Below are 16,149 nucleotides of genomic sequence, written 5' to 3'. Positions count from 1 at the left end.
GGAGATGATTTAATATTAGTTTTGTTCGTTACTAATCTTTAAGGTACATTAAATACCTAAGAAAAAAAGCCCTAAGGCTTTTATTCAACTGACGCAATAAAATAATAAAGTGGTTGTTTTCCATTATAATGTTGAATATCTAAATTCGGATATTTGTGTTCTAGGGCAGAAATAAATTCTTCCACTTCGCTTATTATACAATCTTCACCATAGAAAATTGTAATAAGCTCACTATCCTCTGTAACCATACTGTCTATAGTATCTTCGCAAACTTTATAAATATCTGTTCCAACTTCTTTAATTTTTTGCTCAATTAAACCTAGAATGTTTCCTTCTTTTATTAGATTACCATCAGATTCAGTGTCTTTAACTGCATATGTTACAGAAGCTGTTGCAACATTTTTTATTGCTTCTTTTAATATATTTTCATTTTCTTCTACACTAACTTCTGGATTAAACATTGTTACAGCAGTTATTCCTTGTGGGATAGTTTTCGACGGAATAACAATTACATTTTTATCTGACAGTTCGACCGCTTGCAGCGCTGCCATAAGTATATTCTTATTATTAGGTAATACAAATACATTTTCCGCATTAACTTTATTAATACTCTCTAATATATCTTGTGTACTTGGATTCATGGTTTGGCCGCCTTCTATTACAACGTCCACACCTAAATCCTCAAAAATATTCTTAATTCCTTCTCCAAGCGCAACAGATATAAATCCATATTTTTTATTCTCAATAATGTTTTCTTTCACTGGTCCTTCAACTTTCTCATCCGCAATGCCTAATAAATTTCTATGTTGTTCTCTCATATTTTCAATTTTCACCTTAGACAGTTCCCCTAGTGTTACTGCTTTTGAAAGCACTACCCCTGGATCATTTGTGTGTATATGGATTTTAACAAATTCATCTTGCGAAACCACAACCATTGAGTCTCCAAACTTTTCTAAATATCTCTTTAATTCATTAGCATCAACATTTTCAGCGATAACTAACAATTCAGTACAGTATCCAAACTTTATGTCTACAGGCATATCTAAAGCTGCAGGTGTTTTTGTTTGTGATTTTGTACTTTTCTTTTCCGATTTGCTAATTAGAGATTCCATATTATTACTTAGAGCTTCATGCATTCCTTTAAACAATATTAAAAGTCCCATTCCACCTGCATCAACTACTTTTGCTTGTTTTAATGCTGGAAGCATATCTGGAGTTTTATCTAGCATAATTTCACTACACTTGCAAACTTCTTGCATGAGCGCAACTACTTCAGTTGCTCCGCTATTAACTGCACTTTCACCCGCAGCTTTAATAATAGTTAAAATCGTACCTTCAGTGGGTCTCATAACCGCCTTATACGCAAAATGGGCACCTTCTAAAATGCTTTTAGCCAATTCTTCAGAAGTAGCTTCATCTACGCCTTCTAGCCCTTTTGCAATGCCTCTAAATATTTGTGATAATATAACACCTGAATTACCCCTTGCGCCCATCAGCGCGCCCCTAGCTAGTTTTTGAGATATCTCAGCAATAGACTTAGTTGACATACTTTCAATTTCTTGCACTGCGGCTTTAAAAGTCATTGACATATTAGTACCTGTATCTCCATCCGGAACAGGAAATACATTTAACGAATTTACATATTCTTTTTCTTCTTCTAACCTATTAGATGCGTTTATTACCATATTACGAAAATTTTGTCCGTTAATTTTTAAGTATTCCATTGCTACCTCCCTAGACCCTTACACCTTGGACGTTTACGGTTATTGCTGCAACTTTCAGTCCTGTATAATTTTCAACATTATATCTTGTTTTTTGAATTATATTATTTGCTATTACAGATATTTTCGTGCCATATTCAACTATTATAAATAATTCAATAAATAGTTGGTTTTCCTTAGAATTAATTTTAACTCCTTTATTTAAAGCGTCGCTCTTAATCAATTGCCAAAATCCATCCTTGGCATCTTTGAGTGCCATCCCAACAACTCCATAACACTCTGTTGTAGAAATACCAACTATGTTTGCTAACGCTTCCTCTGAATAATATATATTACCATTCTCTCTTGCAATGTTACCTTTCATTTTAATTCCTCCTTATACCGCTATATAGATTATTTTATAGTATAATACTAATTTATTCAACAAAATTAATTTTATAATTGCTTTAGTTACGAATAATTTCTTATTTAACTTGCAAGAGTAGTAATATTCATGTTACAATTATGCGTGTTTCAATTGAGAAGATTTTTTTCTTCGTAGTCAAGGAGGTGTTTTCATTGTCAAGAAAATGCGAAATATGCAATAAAGGTGTAATTTCAGGTAGCCAATATAGTCACTCACACCGTGAATCAAAAAGAAAATGGGCTCCAAATATTCAAAAAGTTAAAGCTATAGTTAGCGGAACGCCTAAATCTATACATGTATGTACTAGATGTCTTCGTTCAGGTAAAGTCCAACGTGCTATATAATTAAAAAATAAAAATGCAGCTTTTAAAGCTGCATTTTTTATTTAAATCCAGCTTTAAAAGCTACATCGCTTATTTAAATCCAGCTTTAAAAGCTGTTTTTTTTAAACCCACCTCTAAAAACTGATTTTTTTTGTAATAACTGAGTTTTTCTATGTTATTTTTTTAAAAAAAATCTAATTATTCGAGATATAAATCTCGGTAACTTAATAGCCATAATTTTCATCTCTCTTACCTCCCAAACATGAAATCCGTAAAATTTCTTCTAACTTTCACTATCTATCTGAACCTCACTAACAATGATGGTTATGATCCATTATAGTAAAGCCATAATAAACAATTCCTCCTCCTACAACAATTATCCACCACCAAAATGGGACTATTACTACTGTTATGATTCCTATGCCTAAACATGCAATGATTACTCCAAGCTGCTTTTCTAAACACTTATAAAACCTTTTCGTAAGTTAATCCCCTCTCAAAGTATTCCAATATTATTATATGAATTACTTTCAATAATATTGCCAAAAATAAAAAATAAAAAAGTATATATTACTATTAATGCATTCACTTCGCTAATAACTACTAATTTTATTTTTAATTAATCTGTTAAAAACATAAACTCGATTTCTACTCAACCATATGTTTTCCTTAACGCATCTTAATTAAAAATAAAATAAGAAGTTCTAAAGCTCGCTTCAATGCATTATACGTAATATATACTTTTTTTGCGCATAAAAATATTTATTAATTGAAGTATTAATCTGATGATAATATTATCATCAGCGTTCCAGATTTAAATTTAAGCTGAACCTGAGGTCCTGCAAACTCATTTGAAATAGTTATACTCTGTCCAATTTTCAAATTGTAATTATTTAAAGGATATTTTGCGCCTTTAATAGTTAATCCTATTATTTCATCGCCATAAGATTGTACCGAGAATATATCGCCTACGGTGCCACTTAATGAAGTCCCGGCATCAATCAACCTAATATTATTGTTTTCATCCTTAATGCATGCACTAACGCCATTTTCTAAGCAACTTTTTAGCATTCCAATATTTCCAAGCAGATGATCAACTCTACTTCCAGTGCACCCCAATAATACTATTTCATTTGGTTTCATTTTCAAAGCCTTTTTAACTGCAATTTCAGTATCAGTAAAATCTTTTTCTGTAGGATAAATATCTATTATAGAATTATTTTTTTTAAAATAATCCAAGGCCTCTTTATCAATAGAATCAAAATCTCCTACAAGTAAGTGAGGATTTATATTATAGTCATATAGGCAATTGGCACCACTATCTGCTCCAATTAAAAATGCATCCTCAGTAATTTCATTCATGAGTAATTGTTGTGATGGTGGATTTCCTCCTGAGATTATTATGACTTTCATGTTAAATACCTAATCTTAATGCTTTTATGTTTTTCTCAATTTCATCATTCTTAAATACTGCCGACCCAGCCACAATAACATTAGCACCACTATTAACAACTTCTTGAATATTACCTACATCAATGCCACCATCTACTTGAATCATAATGTCTTTATTATAAATATCTGCAAGATCTCTAACTTCTTTAATTTTATCCGAGCAGTATTCAATATACTTTTGCCCACCAAATCCAGGGTTTACTGACATAATAAGTACCATATCAAGATTACTCATTAAATGTTTTATGCATTCTACAGGTGTAGCAGGATTTAATGCAACACCCGCTTTAATCCCAAAACTTTTTATGTAATTAATAGTTCTATCAATATGCCTATCGGTTTCATAATGGACAGTTATAATGTCAGCTCCCGAATTTACAAAGTCTTCTACATATCTAGACGGTTCTTCTATCATAAGGTGCACATCAAATGGTAATTTTGTTAGTTTTCTAATGCTCTTAATAACTGGAATACCGAAAGAAATATTAGGTACAAACATACCATCCATTACATCAATATGAATCATATCAGCACCGCACGCTTCTAGCTGCTTAATATGTTCCCCTAGCCTTGAAAAATCCGCTGACAGTATAGATGGTGATATTTTTATCATTTTTTATTCCCCCTAGCAATAATTTCTTCTAATGTCTTTATATAAAATTTATATCTATCCCTGTAAATTTCATTATCTTCTACAGCTTGCTTAACTCTACAGTTAGGTTCTTTATAATGCATGCAATTAGAAAACCTACATTCACATCTATGTTTTTCAAATTCCGGGAAACAATCTTGTAATTGTTCTTTCTCAATGAAATCTAAACTTAAGGCTGAAAATCCTGGAGTATCTAACAAAAATCCTTCTTCATATTCAATAAGTTCACTGTGCCTTGTAGTATGCTTACCCTTTTGCGATTTTTTACTTATATCTCCAGTTTTCATAGCTTCTCTTCCAAGTATACTATTAAGTATAGTTGACTTTCCAACTCCAGACGGTCCACAAAAAACGGTAATGTTATCTTTTATTCTAGTCTTAAGTTCAGAAAGTCCATCACCCTCTTTTGCTTTTAAAAATACTATGTCACATCCTACGCTTTTTAATTCTTTTATAAGGCCCTCATCAACTTGCTCAACTAAATCCAACTTATTTAAACAAAGAACTATCTTTAACTTGTAATGTTCACAAAGCACTAGAAATTTATTGAGCAAATCCATATTTAAGTCAGGTTGTTTAAAGGCAAAAACTACAAAAGCTTGAGTAACATTAGCAACCACTGGACGTATCATCTCAGTCTCTCTTGGAAAAATCTTTTCAATTACACCTTTGCTCTCATCTGTCTCAAGCATTATTTCCACTTTATCACCAATAACAGGGGAAAGCCCAGTATACCTGAACTTCCCTCTTGCCTTACATTCTATGACTTTGTCTTGAACTTTTACAAAATATAGCCCGCCTACACCTTTTATGATTACTCCTTGCATATATCCCTCACCATTTACCTTCTATTTAATATTTTTGAATATATTTCATATATCTTGTAATTACTTATTCTTATTGAGGAGTCGCTGGGGGTGTTTCAGTTGTTGCTGGGGGTGTTTCAGTTGTTGCTGGAGGTGTTTCAGGAGTTACTGGAACTTCCGCAGCCTTAGATGTTAAAGTTATAGTATCTCCAACATTTGCCTTAGTCCCTGGCTCCTTGTCTTGCGACTCAATGATATCTTCATCATTACCAGAAACTACTATGTTTATATTCGATTGTGCAGCTGACTCACGTGCTGCTTTAACAGTTTTCCCCTTAAAGTCTGGAACATCAAATTGTTCTTTTTTAGGTTCTTCATACTTGTAATAATTAACTCCTACAGAATTACCTTCCGTAACTTCCGTATTTGCAGCAATACTTTGATTGAATATTTTACCATCAAGTGACTTATCATGAGTTACCACCGGGTGTCGCTCACCTAATTTTAAATTTGCATTTTGCAATACTCTCTCTGCATCATTTAAAGATACGTCATTTAGATTTGGAACCTTTGTTAATTTAATCTCTACACCCTTACTTATTACTAAATCTACTTTATCGCCTTTTTGAACTAAACTACCCGGATCTGGGTTTTGGCTTATTACTAAACCACTAGCAATGGAATCATTGAATTCAGATGTTACATTTCCTAGCACCAATCCATTTTGTTCAATAATAGCAGTAGCCGAAGCTTTATCAGTCCCCTTGACAGAAGGAATTTTGAAACTTGCAGGCCCTTTACTCACCGTAACTCTTACTTCACCCTTAGCCTTTAATTCTGTTCCCTCATCAGGAAAACATAACAGTACCTCGCCTTCGGGTTTTTCGCTATTTTCTTCTCCAGCCACTACAAAATTCAAGCCTTTTTCTACAACTAATTTTTCTGCCTCTACCTTATCTAAGCCAATAATTTTAGGCACCAATATCTTATCTGCCACATTAACTTGCTTGTCAGTAAGATAGTTCTTTAATGTGACTCCCGCAACACTACCTAAAACAATCAATAAAATTATTGCAACAAAAGCCATTATTATCGTTTTATTTTTTTTGTTATTTTTAGACTTCGGTTTTTTAATTACTTGTTCTTTTTCTACTACTTCTTCTTTTTCTTCTTCATGATCATCTTCTTTTTCATAGTCATCTACATTTACAGCTGCCATAACCCTAGTGTATTCATTTTCCATGCTATTTGTTGCGATAGTATATGAACTATTCTTTTGTATTCTCTGCAGATCTAAAAACATCTCATTCGCAGTTTGATACCTCTTTATAGGTTCTTTTTCTATAGCCTTTAATATTAATTTGTTCAAATTTTCAGGAACATTACCATTTATTTTCTTAGGTGGCACAACTTGTTCCTGTATATGTTTTAATGCTACTGATACAGGACTTTCTGCATCATAAGGTACTTGCCCTGTAGACATCTCATAAAGAACTATTCCAAAAGAATAAATATCTGTTCTACAATCTACAAAACTTGCTTTAGCTTGTTCAGGTGAAAAATAATGAGCTGATCCCATCACTGTGCTGGTATTAGTTATAGTTACAGAACTAGCAGCTTTTGCTATACCGAAATCTGTAACTTTAACCGTTCCATCTTCAGTCACTAAAATATTATGAGGTTTTATATCTCTATGTATAATGTTATTCTTATGAGCACACTCAAGTGCTTTTGCAATTTGCATTCCATAGTCTATTATTTGATCATAATTCATACTACCATTTTCAAGTATAATTTCCTTTAAAGTCTTTCCTTTTATATATTCCATTACAATGTAGTTAATATCTCGCTCTTGTCCAACATCATAAATATTAACTATATTATTTGATGAGAGACTAGCTACGGATGAAGCCTCTTTTTTAAATTTATCCATAAAATCTATATTATTTGAAAATTCTTCTTTTAATATTTTTACAGCAACATAACGATTGAGCAAACGACATTTAGCTTTATAAACTATCGCCATTCCACCCTCTCCAATTTTTTCAAGGAGTTCATATCTACTCCCTAATATGGTTCCTATCATCTCTGCACTCTCCTTCAAATACGATAACCGATATGTTATCGCGTCCACCCTTAGATTTACTTAAATCCACCAACATTTTACAGCTAGAAATATTGTCATTTTCATTTTTAATAATAATATCATACATTTCAGAATAAGTCACATCGTTAGTAAGGCCATCTGTGCATAAAATACATTTGAATATATTGGTCAAATTAACATCAAATAAATCAACTTCTACTAACTCATTTGTTCCAAGTGCCCTTGTAATAATATTTTTATTCGGATGAGTTCTAGCTTTTTCTTCAGTTATAGTACCATTATCTAAAAGCTGTTGTACCAAAGAATGATCTCTTGTAATTTTTAATAATTTTTTGTTATTATCAATAATATAACAACTACTGTCACCTACATTTGCAACAACCATTTCATTTTGTTTTTTAAAGCAGATTGTTATAGTTGTCCCCATCCCTTTAAGCGAATCATTACCACTTGCCATGTCATAAATTTTCTTGTTTGCAGATTTTATTCCTTCAGAAAGCACTTCTTTGAGATCTAAACCATGATGATTCTTCTTTATATATTCTATTATAACCTTAATAGCTAGCTGACTTGCAACTTCTCCTGCATTATGACCACCCATACCATCTGCTATAGCATAAATACCAAAATCAGTATCTTCAAAATAGCCTACCGAGTCTTCATTTGTTTTTCTAACATTTCCAACATCAGATAAAACCCCAAGCATTTTTACACCCCCTCATTTAAGTTTTCACTTTTAATATAGCTTCTCCGAAGTTGACCACAAGCCGCATTAATATCCAGGCCCATTTCGCGCCTTATTGTTGTCTGGATATTATTAGTTTCAAGTACCCTCTTAAACTCAGCAACGTCATCATTTGAAGATCTTTTTAATTCATTCTCTTCTATTTCATTAACTGGAATTAAATTAACATGGCATAACATATCCTTTAACAATACACTTAATTTTTCTGCATCTTGCGTGCTATCATTAAGACCCTTTACAAGAGCATATTCAAAAGTTATGCGTCTATTAGTCTTATTTATATAGTATTTAGATGCATCAATAATTTCTGCAATAGAATACTTATTTGCAATTGGCATACTCTTCATTCTAATCTCATCCGTAGATGCGTGAAGTGAAATAGCCAGTGTCGTTTGCAAGTTAATATCAGCAAACTCTTTAATCTTTGGTACGATACCACAGGTAGAAATAGTTATATGTCTTTGACCAATATTTAACCCATTTTCTGAATTCACAATTTCAAGAAATTTTATTACATTATGAAAATTATCAAATGGCTCCCCACTTCCCATTAATACAACATTAGAAATTCGCTCATTAATTAGATGCTGTGATTTCATTATTTGAGCTAGCATTTCCCCTGGAGTTAGATTTCTAATCATTCCTCCAATGGTAGATGCGCAAAATTTACATCCCATCCTACATCCAACTTGAGTCGATATGCATATAGAGTTCCCATGTTTATATTTCATAACAACGCATTCAATTAAATTACCATCGTTTAAAGCGAAAAGATATTTTCTTGTATCATTTTGTTTTGAAGTATATTCCTCTACGAGCTCAGGTATTCCTATGTAAAAATTATTTTTTAACTTTTCTTTTATACTGAGCGGAATATTATTCATATTTTCGAATTCCCATATTCCCTTATAAATCCAGTCTAATACTTGCTTAGCTCTAAATTCACTTTCCCCATTACTTTTCATCCATTGCTTTAACTCTACTAAATTCATATCTAATATATTTATCATTTTATACACCTACTATGATTTTATAATTTTGGCTATGAAAAATCCATCCATGTATTCATTCGGTAATATAGTAACATACCCTTTATCACTATAGTTTATATTATCAAATTCACCGTAAAATACTGGTTCAATCTTAAATTCTGAATGAGACTCTAGGAACCATTCAATATTGCTTTCATTTTCTTCCTTATTAAGGGTACATGTTGAATATACAAGTACTCCACCTTTTTTTATGTATTTTGAAGCATTCTCCATTATTTTTCTTTGTGTGTGAATTATATTTTCTATGTCTTTTATATGTTTACTCCACTTTATCTCAGGTTTTTTTCTAATAATTCCAAGACCAGAGCAAGGTACATCAATAAGTACCCTATCTGCAGATTGAAGTAAACTTGGATCATAAATTGTAGCGTCCATAACATCACAAGTTGTATTTACAATTCCTATTCTATTTAAATTTTGTTTTATTAATGATAACTTATTTTCATGTAAATCAAATGCAAAAATATGTCCTGTGTTTTTCATAATTTCTGCAATGTGTGTTGTCTTTCCACCTGGTGCACTACAAAGATCTAATACTTCTAGATTTGGCAAAAGGTCCATAGAAAGGGCTGTAAGCATTGCGCTTTCATCCTGGACTGTTATACTTCCTTCATTAAATAAAAGGTTATTCTCTATATTTTTCCCTTTAATAATTCGTATTGCCTCAGAACACGCATAGCCTTTTTCTATATTATACCCATTTTCTATAAGTTTTTCCCATATTTCCTCATAAGTTAATTTCAGAGTATTAACTCTAACTGTAACATCAGGTTTTTGATTTAAGCCACTTAGAATTTTCTCAGCGCTTTCAATCCCATATTGCTTTATAAAGAGTTTAGCTAAAGCCTTAGTGAAGGAATACTCAAAGCATAATCTTTCAATATCATTTTTTTCATTATAATACACCGCGGTGTCGCCCCTTAGATAGTTTCTAAGTACTCCATTAACAAATTGTGCCGCTCCTACATTACTCATCTTTTTTGTTAAGTTTACAGCCTCATTAACCACAGCAAAACTTGGTATTTTATCCAAAAACCTAATTTGATATATTGATATTCTTAATATGTTTAAAACAAAACTATCTACCTTTTCAAAGCCTTTTTTTAAAAAACTGCTCAATATTTTATCTATTGTGTATTTATATTTTAAAGTACCGTAAACTATTTCTGTAACTAACGCTTTATCCTTATCATTTAAATCGGATTTATTAAGTTCCAGACCTAAAACTATATTAGAATAAGCGTTTTCATTTATTACTTTTTCTATAACTACAATTGCTACTAACCTACTATTGTTCATGTTATTACCTCAATTTTCTATTTGATTTTATCTATCGCGACTTAAAAGAACAAGACGTATAAGCTGAGAAACTGCCATAAGTGTTGCCGCCACGTATGTCATAGCAGCTGCACTCAATACTGCTTTAGCTCCTTTTATTTCATCTCCATAAAGTATACTTTTGGATTCTAAAATTGTAAGTGCTCTACTAGATGCATTAAATTCAACTGGCAAGGTAATTAACTGGAATACTACCACTGCTGAAAATAATATAATTCCAATATTCACTAGAGAAGGTACACTTAAAATTATTCCTATTAAAAATAGTAACCAGGATACATTAGAACTAAAATTAACTGCTGGCACTATAGCGTTCCTTATTTTTAAAGGCGCATATTTTTCTTTGTCTTGAAGCGCATGCCCAGTTTCATGAGCCGCAACCCCTATAGCTGCAACTGTTGTCCCATTATAAACCTCCTTGGAGAGCCTCATAACTCGTTTAGAAGGGTCGTAATGGTCAGTAAGCTTTCCACCTACTATTTCCACTGGTATATCAAAAAGCCCTCCATCATCAAGTAGCATTCTAGCTACCTTCTCCCCTGTATATCCATTTGCACTATTCACCTTTGAGTATTTACTAAATGAAGACTTAATTTTAAGTTGTGCTAAGCCTGATATAATTATAGCTGGCAATAATACAACCATAGTATTATCATAAAAAAGCATATTATTCACCCCTTCTTATTTCAAAATCGAACCTTCATTTATCTTATTTCCTATTATATAATCCCTTACTTTTAAAGGCTTCTTACCCGGAAATTGTATCTCTTCAATAAGTAAAACACCACTACCAGTTGCTACCTTTAATCCTTCTTTTGAAACCTCTATAATACTCCCAATCATTTTATTTGATTGTTCGTTTATTACTTTTGACTTATATATTTTCATTACTATATTCTCATAATGAGTATATGCAATTGGCCATGGATTTAATCCTCTTATAAAATTATGAATATTAACATTACTACATTCCCAATTTATCTTTGCCATTTCTTTGCCTAACTTAGAAGCATATGAACTAAATTCATTTTCCTGTTTAACTGGCTCTATTTCGTTACTTACTATACCATTTATTGTTTTAACTAAAAGTTGTGCTCCGCTATTCATAAGAATATCGTGCAATTCTCCCGCAGACATAACACCTGGCAGTTCCATTTCCTCTGTTAAAAGTATATCACCTGTATCAAGACCAACATCCATAAGCATTGTTGTATTTCCACTTTTACTCTCACCATTAATAACACACCAATTTATAGGAGCCGCGCCTCTATATTTGGGTAATAAAGATGCATGTAGATTTATACATCCATATTTAGGAATACTAAGCACTTCCTTTGGAAGGATTTGTCCAAACGCTACTACTACAATAAAATCCGGTTTTAAGTTTTTAATCATTTCTATCATTTCTTCATTATTTCTGAGTCTTAAAGGCTGATATACCGGTATATTATAAGTCACAGCTAACTGTTTAACAGCGGACATTGCTAAATTTTTACCTCTTCCTTTCGGTCTATCAGGCTGAGTAAAAACAGCAGAAACTTCAAATTCATTTATAAGTTGCGAAAGGGATGGCACTGAAAATTCTGGCGTACCCATAAAAATTATCTTCATATTATTTTTCCTCACCCTCTATTGCTTTGTCTATAAATAATATCCCATCTAAATGATCAATTTCATGGCAGAGTGCTCTTGCAAGAAGACCTTCTCCATCTATTATTATCTCTTCTCCATTTTCACTTAATGCCTTCACTTTTACTGTTTCTGGCCTATCTACATTTTTTTGTACTCCTGGTATGCTTAAACAACCTTCATTGTCTATTTGTGAACCTTGTATTTCTACAATCTGTGGGTTAATAATTGCCATAGGTCCATTACCAACATCAATAACTACTATCCTCTTTAAAATGCCAACCTGCGGTGCAGCAAGCCCTACTCCCTTAGACTTATACATAGTTTCTTTCATATCTTTAACTAATAATAGAATCCTAGGGTTAATTTCATCTACCACTCTACTTTTTCTCCTTAATATGTCGTCGCCATAGGTTCTAATCGTTCTTATAGCCATACGAAAACCTCCTTGTCATTAATTATCACCAAAGGTGCTGTTAGATCATGTTACTTGGATTAATATCTATACTAACTCGTATACTAGTATAAACATTCTTAAGCAATTCATAAACCGATTTTTTTATTTCCTCTGCAATTGTTTGTTCAATGTTTCCTTTAATTATAATTTGCCATCTATAGAAGTTTTTAATTTTTGAAACTCCACAAGGGCATGGACCTAGCAATGTAATTTTATCATTGTTTTTAATCTTATATTTTAAATTTTCACCAACATTTTGTGTACTTTTTATTAACAAATTTTCATCCTCAGAACTCATAGTTATGACTAGAATACTTGTAAAAGGTGGATAGTCCATAACTTTTCTCATCATGATTTCATTTTTATAGAAACTATCATAGTCATTCTCCGCTGCATACTGTATGGTCAAATTGTCAGCATTATATGTTTGGATAACTACCTTGCCTTCTTTCTTACCTCTACCTGCTCTTCCTGAGACTTGAGTAAGTAGTTGAAACGTCCGCTCAAAAGCCCTGAAATCCGGTAAATTCAATGATAAATCCGCAGCTATTACTCCTACTAAAGTAACATTTTTAAAATCTAATCCTTTAGCGACCATCTGAGTTCCAATTAAAATATCTGCCTGTTTATTTTTAAAGGTATTATATATATATTCATAAGAATTTTTTTTCCGAGTTGTGTCAAAATCCATTCTTAGAGTTTTTGCACTTGGAAAAATCCTATTAATTTCTTGCTCAATTTTTTCTGTTCCAACTCCAAAATATTTAACATAACTACTTCCACAATTAGGACATGTTTTACTTATTTTTTCTTTTTCCCCACAATAATGGCAAGTTAGGTATTCACTTGAATTATGGTAGGTTAATGATATATCACATTTTTTGCATTTGAAAACATAACCACATTTCCTACAGGATACGAAGGTCGAAAAACCTCTTCTATTTAAAAACAAAATCACCTGCTCGTTTCTGCTTAGAGATTCAATAATACCCTCATGCAGTGGCTTACTAAATATTGAACGATTGTTATTCATTAACTCTTCGCGCATGTCAACGATTTCTACTTTTGGCATGGCAGCACCATCTGCCCTCTCATTAATAGTAATTAATTCTAATTCCTTTATGGTAGACCTATAATAACTTTCAATAGATGGAGTAGCTGACCCCAATATTAATTTGCAATTTTCTAGTTCACATTTCATATAAGCTATTTCACGAGCATCAAATTTTGGATTACTGTCGGATTTATAACTCGCTTCATGTTCCTCATCTATAACAATTAATCCTAAGTTTTCAAAAGGTAAAAATATAGCTGACCTTGCCCCAATAGCAATTTTAACATTTCCGAGCTTTACTCTCATCCATTCGTCATATCTCTCACCATCTGATAGCCTACTATGAAAAACTGCTATATCACGTCCAAATCTACCTTTGAACCTTTCAACCATTTGTGGGGTTAACGATATTTCTGGTATAAGTATTATAGACTGCTTATTCTCTTTTAACATATAACTAACTAAATTCATGTATATCTCAGTCTTTCCACTACCTGTAACTCCATGTATCAAGAATTTTTTCGCCTTAGAATTTATTATAAAATCAACTGACTGCTGTTGTCTTTCATTTAGTGTTTTTTCTTCATACCTAGAATAGTTTTTTTCGCTATACCTATTAATTATAACCTCTTGCGTGGTTAAGAATCCATGCTTAATCATTGTATTTATTGATGACAGTGATTTATTAAAATTTTTACTGAACTCAGTCTTATTATATTTCATATTATTTAATTGTATTATCTCATAAATATTTTTGTAAGGTTCATTTAAAAATTTGCCTTCTAGTTCCTTGCTCGCAGTTAATACTTGCATCGTCTTATTCTTTATACCTTTTGTTATACCTCTTGGAATAATAACTTTTATGCATTCCAAATATGTACAAAGGTATTTTTTTTTCATAATCTTTACAAGTTCAATATCAGTTATTTTAAGGAGTGGCATTTCATCACATATAGTTGTTATCTCCTTAATATTCTTCACATTCTCACATTGCTTATAAAGTTCCAATACAAAAGCGTCCACTGTCCTGTTTCCTCTACCAAATGGCACTTTAACTCTAAATCCTAAATGGACACTGCCTATTAATCTAATAGGTATTTTATATGTAAAAACCTTATCCACTTGAACCGAATCATTATTCACCACAACTCCAGCATACTGATACACTTAATCACCCTTTTAATTTTATGATTTTATATAACATAAAAAAGCGCATTAGCGCTTTTTATTTATTAAATCAAACAATTCCCTAGCAACTTCTTTTTTTGGCATTTTGTCTATTGTTATTGGACTATTGTCTTTGCTTAAAATAATCACTTTATTATCTTCAGTTCCAAACCCAATATCTGTTCCCGTTATATCATTGGCAATTATGTAATCTAAATTTTTCTTAAGAAGTTTTGATTGCGCATTTTGTAGCAAATCATTACTCTCAGCTGCAAAACCCACTAATACTTGATTCTTCTTAAGCGATCCTAATTCTTTTAAAATATCATTATCACGTACAAATTCTAAGTTTAATCCATTTCCACTTTTCTTAATTTTGCTACTACAGTATGTTTTAGGCTTAAAGTCAGATACAGCTGCTGCTTTTATAACTATATCACTATCGTAAAAATTATCTATTACAGCAGTTCTCATCTCTTCATTAGTATTAACCTTTATGGCATTTATACCAAAAGGTGTTTTTTCACCAGATGGTCCAGATACTAAAGTTACAACTGCCCCTCTATCTCTAGCTTCTCTCGCAATTGCATATCCCATTTTGCCTGTTGACCTATTTGTTATAAATCTTACAGGATCAATAGGCGCAATTGTAGGCCCAGCTGTAACTAAAACTTTAGTGCCTTTCATATCTTTTATAGGATACAACTTGCTCATGATTTCTTCAAAAATATCTTCAGTTTGTGCTAACTTTCCTTCTCCTATGTCCCCACAGGCGAGTCTTCCTGATGTTGGCGCAATAAAATCATATCCAAAAGCCTTAAGCTTTTGAATATTACCTTGCAGTATTGGATTATTGTACATATTGACATTCATTGCTGGAGCAAAAATCACTGGTGCCTTTGTTGCCATAATAGTAGTAGTTAACATATCATCTGCAATCCCATTTGCAACTTTACCAATTATATTGGACGTTGCTGGAATTACAGCAAATAGATCTGCTTTTTTAGCAAGAGATATATGTTGTAGTTCCCATGCTTTAGGCTCATCAAACATATCATGAATGACAATGTTCTGACTCATAGATTGAAAACTTAGAGGGGTTACAAACTCCGACGCCGCTTTAGTCATGATAACATGTACGCAAACATTTTCTTTTCTTAATCTACTAATAACATCTAAAGCCTTATATACTGCTATCCCACCTGTTACACCAATAACTACTGTCTTTTTGTTTTCCATA

15 protein-coding genes are annotated in these 16,149 nt (G+C 32.1%); 1 reads left to right on the top strand and 14 read right to left on the bottom strand.

Features of this window, described 5'->3' with window-relative positions; all coding sequences use genetic code 11:
• Window positions 1-80: 80 nt before the first annotated feature.
• Both KTC94_RS00930 and KTC94_RS00925 read right to left on the bottom strand, forming a co-directional pair.
• Window positions 81-1,724 carry a DAK2 domain-containing protein gene (locus tag KTC94_RS00930; RefSeq protein WP_220285908.1) on the bottom strand — a complete coding sequence of 548 codons (1,644 nt, stop codon included), beginning with the start codon at window positions 1,722-1,724 and terminating at the stop codon, window positions 81-83.
• 10 nt (window positions 1,725-1,734) lie between these two features.
• A complete protein-coding gene (locus KTC94_RS00925; protein WP_165413697.1) occupies window positions 1,735-2,085 on the bottom strand; it encodes an Asp23/Gls24 family envelope stress response protein in 351 nt (116 codons plus the stop codon).
• 194 nt (window positions 2,086-2,279) lie between these two features.
• Here KTC94_RS00925 and rpmB point away from each other — a divergent pair, with 194 nt between their 5' ends.
• The gene (gene rpmB, locus KTC94_RS00920) at window positions 2,280-2,471 is read left to right on the top strand and encodes a 50S ribosomal protein L28 (protein ID WP_165413696.1); all 192 of its coding nucleotides are present in this window, start codon (window positions 2,280-2,282) and stop codon (window positions 2,469-2,471) included.
• A 756-nt stretch (window positions 2,472-3,227) separates the two neighbouring features.
• Here rpmB and KTC94_RS00915 read toward each other — a convergent pair.
• From KTC94_RS00915 to coaBC, 12 genes are all read right to left on the bottom strand, one after another.
• A complete protein-coding gene (locus tag KTC94_RS00915) occupies window positions 3,228-3,863 on the bottom strand; it encodes a thiamine diphosphokinase (RefSeq protein ID WP_165413695.1) in 636 nt (211 codons plus the stop codon).
• 1 nt (window position 3,864) lies between these two features.
• Window positions 3,865-4,515, bottom strand: a complete 651-nt coding sequence (gene rpe, locus KTC94_RS00910; protein ID WP_220285909.1) for a ribulose-phosphate 3-epimerase — start codon at window positions 4,513-4,515, stop codon at window positions 3,865-3,867.
• Window positions 4,512-5,381 (bottom strand): ribosome small subunit-dependent GTPase A, encoded by an 870-nt coding sequence (gene rsgA / locus KTC94_RS00905; RefSeq protein ID WP_165413693.1) that lies wholly within the window; start codon window positions 5,379-5,381, stop codon window positions 4,512-4,514. Before rsgA ends, rpe begins: the two co-directional genes overlap by 4 nt.
• 70 nt (window positions 5,382-5,451) lie before the next feature.
• A complete protein-coding gene (gene pknB, locus KTC94_RS00900) occupies window positions 5,452-7,446 on the bottom strand; it encodes a Stk1 family PASTA domain-containing Ser/Thr kinase (RefSeq protein WP_216302531.1) in 1,995 nt (664 codons plus the stop codon).
• Window positions 7,421-8,173 carry a Stp1/IreP family PP2C-type Ser/Thr phosphatase gene (locus KTC94_RS00895; protein WP_165413691.1) on the bottom strand — a complete coding sequence of 251 codons (753 nt, stop codon included), beginning with the start codon at window positions 8,171-8,173 and terminating at the stop codon, window positions 7,421-7,423. The genes pknB and KTC94_RS00895 overlap by 26 nt, the downstream gene beginning before the upstream one ends.
• A 2-nt stretch (window positions 8,174-8,175) precedes the next feature.
• Window positions 8,176-9,222, bottom strand: coding sequence for a 23S rRNA (adenine(2503)-C(2))-methyltransferase RlmN (gene rlmN / locus KTC94_RS00890; protein ID WP_165413690.1), 1,047 nt, complete (start codon window positions 9,220-9,222; stop codon window positions 8,176-8,178).
• 12 nt (window positions 9,223-9,234) lie between these two features.
• On the bottom strand, window positions 9,235-10,563 hold the full coding sequence (gene rsmB, locus KTC94_RS00885) for a 16S rRNA (cytosine(967)-C(5))-methyltransferase RsmB (RefSeq protein WP_216302530.1): 1,329 nt from the start codon (window positions 10,561-10,563) through the stop codon (window positions 9,235-9,237).
• A gap of 27 nt (window positions 10,564-10,590) precedes the next feature.
• A complete protein-coding gene (locus KTC94_RS00880) occupies window positions 10,591-11,268 on the bottom strand; it encodes a zinc metallopeptidase (RefSeq protein ID WP_216302529.1) in 678 nt (225 codons plus the stop codon).
• A 15-nt stretch (window positions 11,269-11,283) separates the two neighbouring features.
• On the bottom strand, window positions 11,284-12,213 hold the full coding sequence (fmt, locus tag KTC94_RS00875; RefSeq protein WP_216302528.1) for a methionyl-tRNA formyltransferase: 930 nt from the start codon (window positions 12,211-12,213) through the stop codon (window positions 11,284-11,286).
• Window position 12,214: 1 nt separating this feature from the next.
• Window positions 12,215-12,667, bottom strand: a complete 453-nt coding sequence (gene def / locus KTC94_RS00870; protein ID WP_165413686.1) for a peptide deformylase — start codon at window positions 12,665-12,667, stop codon at window positions 12,215-12,217.
• Between the two features lie 40 nt (window positions 12,668-12,707).
• Window positions 12,708-14,909: a primosomal protein N' gene (gene priA / locus KTC94_RS00865; protein WP_216302527.1), complete on the bottom strand. Its 2,202-nt coding sequence runs from the start codon at window positions 14,907-14,909 to the stop codon at window positions 12,708-12,710.
• 48 nt (window positions 14,910-14,957) lie between these two features.
• Window positions 14,958-16,148: a bifunctional phosphopantothenoylcysteine decarboxylase/phosphopantothenate--cysteine ligase CoaBC gene (gene coaBC, locus KTC94_RS00860; RefSeq protein ID WP_216302526.1), complete on the bottom strand. Its 1,191-nt coding sequence runs from the start codon at window positions 16,146-16,148 to the stop codon at window positions 14,958-14,960.
• Between the last annotated feature and the right edge of the window lies 1 nt (window position 16,149).

The sequence above is a fragment of the Clostridium sp. CM028 genome (genome assembly GCF_030585565.1).
Taxonomy (GTDB): domain Bacteria; phylum Bacillota; class Clostridia; order Clostridiales; family Clostridiaceae; genus Clostridium_AD; species Clostridium_AD estertheticum_B.
The sequence above is the reverse complement of the archived record's forward strand: the minus strand, read 5'-3'. Positions and strand labels throughout refer to the sequence as shown.

Coding starts and splice junctions, on each gene's coding strand:
- KTC94_RS00880 (WP_216302529.1), bottom strand. CDS start 11,268: ATGCTTTTTTATGATAATACTATGGTTGTATTATTGCCAGCTATAATT.
- coaBC (WP_216302526.1), bottom strand. CDS start 16,148: ATGGAAAACAAAAAGACAGTAGTTATTGGTGTAACAGGTGGGATAGCA.
- rsmB (WP_216302530.1), bottom strand. CDS start 10,563: ATGAACAATAGTAGGTTAGTAGCAATTGTAGTTATAGAAAAAGTAATA.
- rpe (WP_220285909.1), bottom strand. CDS start 4,515: ATGATAAAAATATCACCATCTATACTGTCAGCGGATTTTTCAAGGCTA.
- KTC94_RS00925 (WP_165413697.1), bottom strand. CDS start 2,085: ATGAAAGGTAACATTGCAAGAGAGAATGGTAATATATATTATTCAGAG.
- KTC94_RS00895 (WP_165413691.1), bottom strand. CDS start 8,173: ATGCTTGGGGTTTTATCTGATGTTGGAAATGTTAGAAAAACAAATGAA.
- fmt (WP_216302528.1), bottom strand. CDS start 12,213: ATGAAGATAATTTTTATGGGTACGCCAGAATTTTCAGTGCCATCCCTT.
- rlmN (WP_165413690.1), bottom strand. CDS start 9,222: ATGATAAATATATTAGATATGAATTTAGTAGAGTTAAAGCAATGGATG.
- KTC94_RS00930 (WP_220285908.1), bottom strand. CDS start 1,724: ATGGAATACTTAAAAATTAACGGACAAAATTTTCGTAATATGGTAATA.
- def (WP_165413686.1), bottom strand. CDS start 12,667: ATGGCTATAAGAACGATTAGAACCTATGGCGACGACATATTAAGGAGA.
- pknB (WP_216302531.1), bottom strand. CDS start 7,446: ATGATAGGAACCATATTAGGGAGTAGATATGAACTCCTTGAAAAAATT.
- rsgA (WP_165413693.1), bottom strand. CDS start 5,381: ATGCAAGGAGTAATCATAAAAGGTGTAGGCGGGCTATATTTTGTAAAA.
- KTC94_RS00915 (WP_165413695.1), bottom strand. CDS start 3,863: ATGAAAGTCATAATAATCTCAGGAGGAAATCCACCATCACAACAATTA.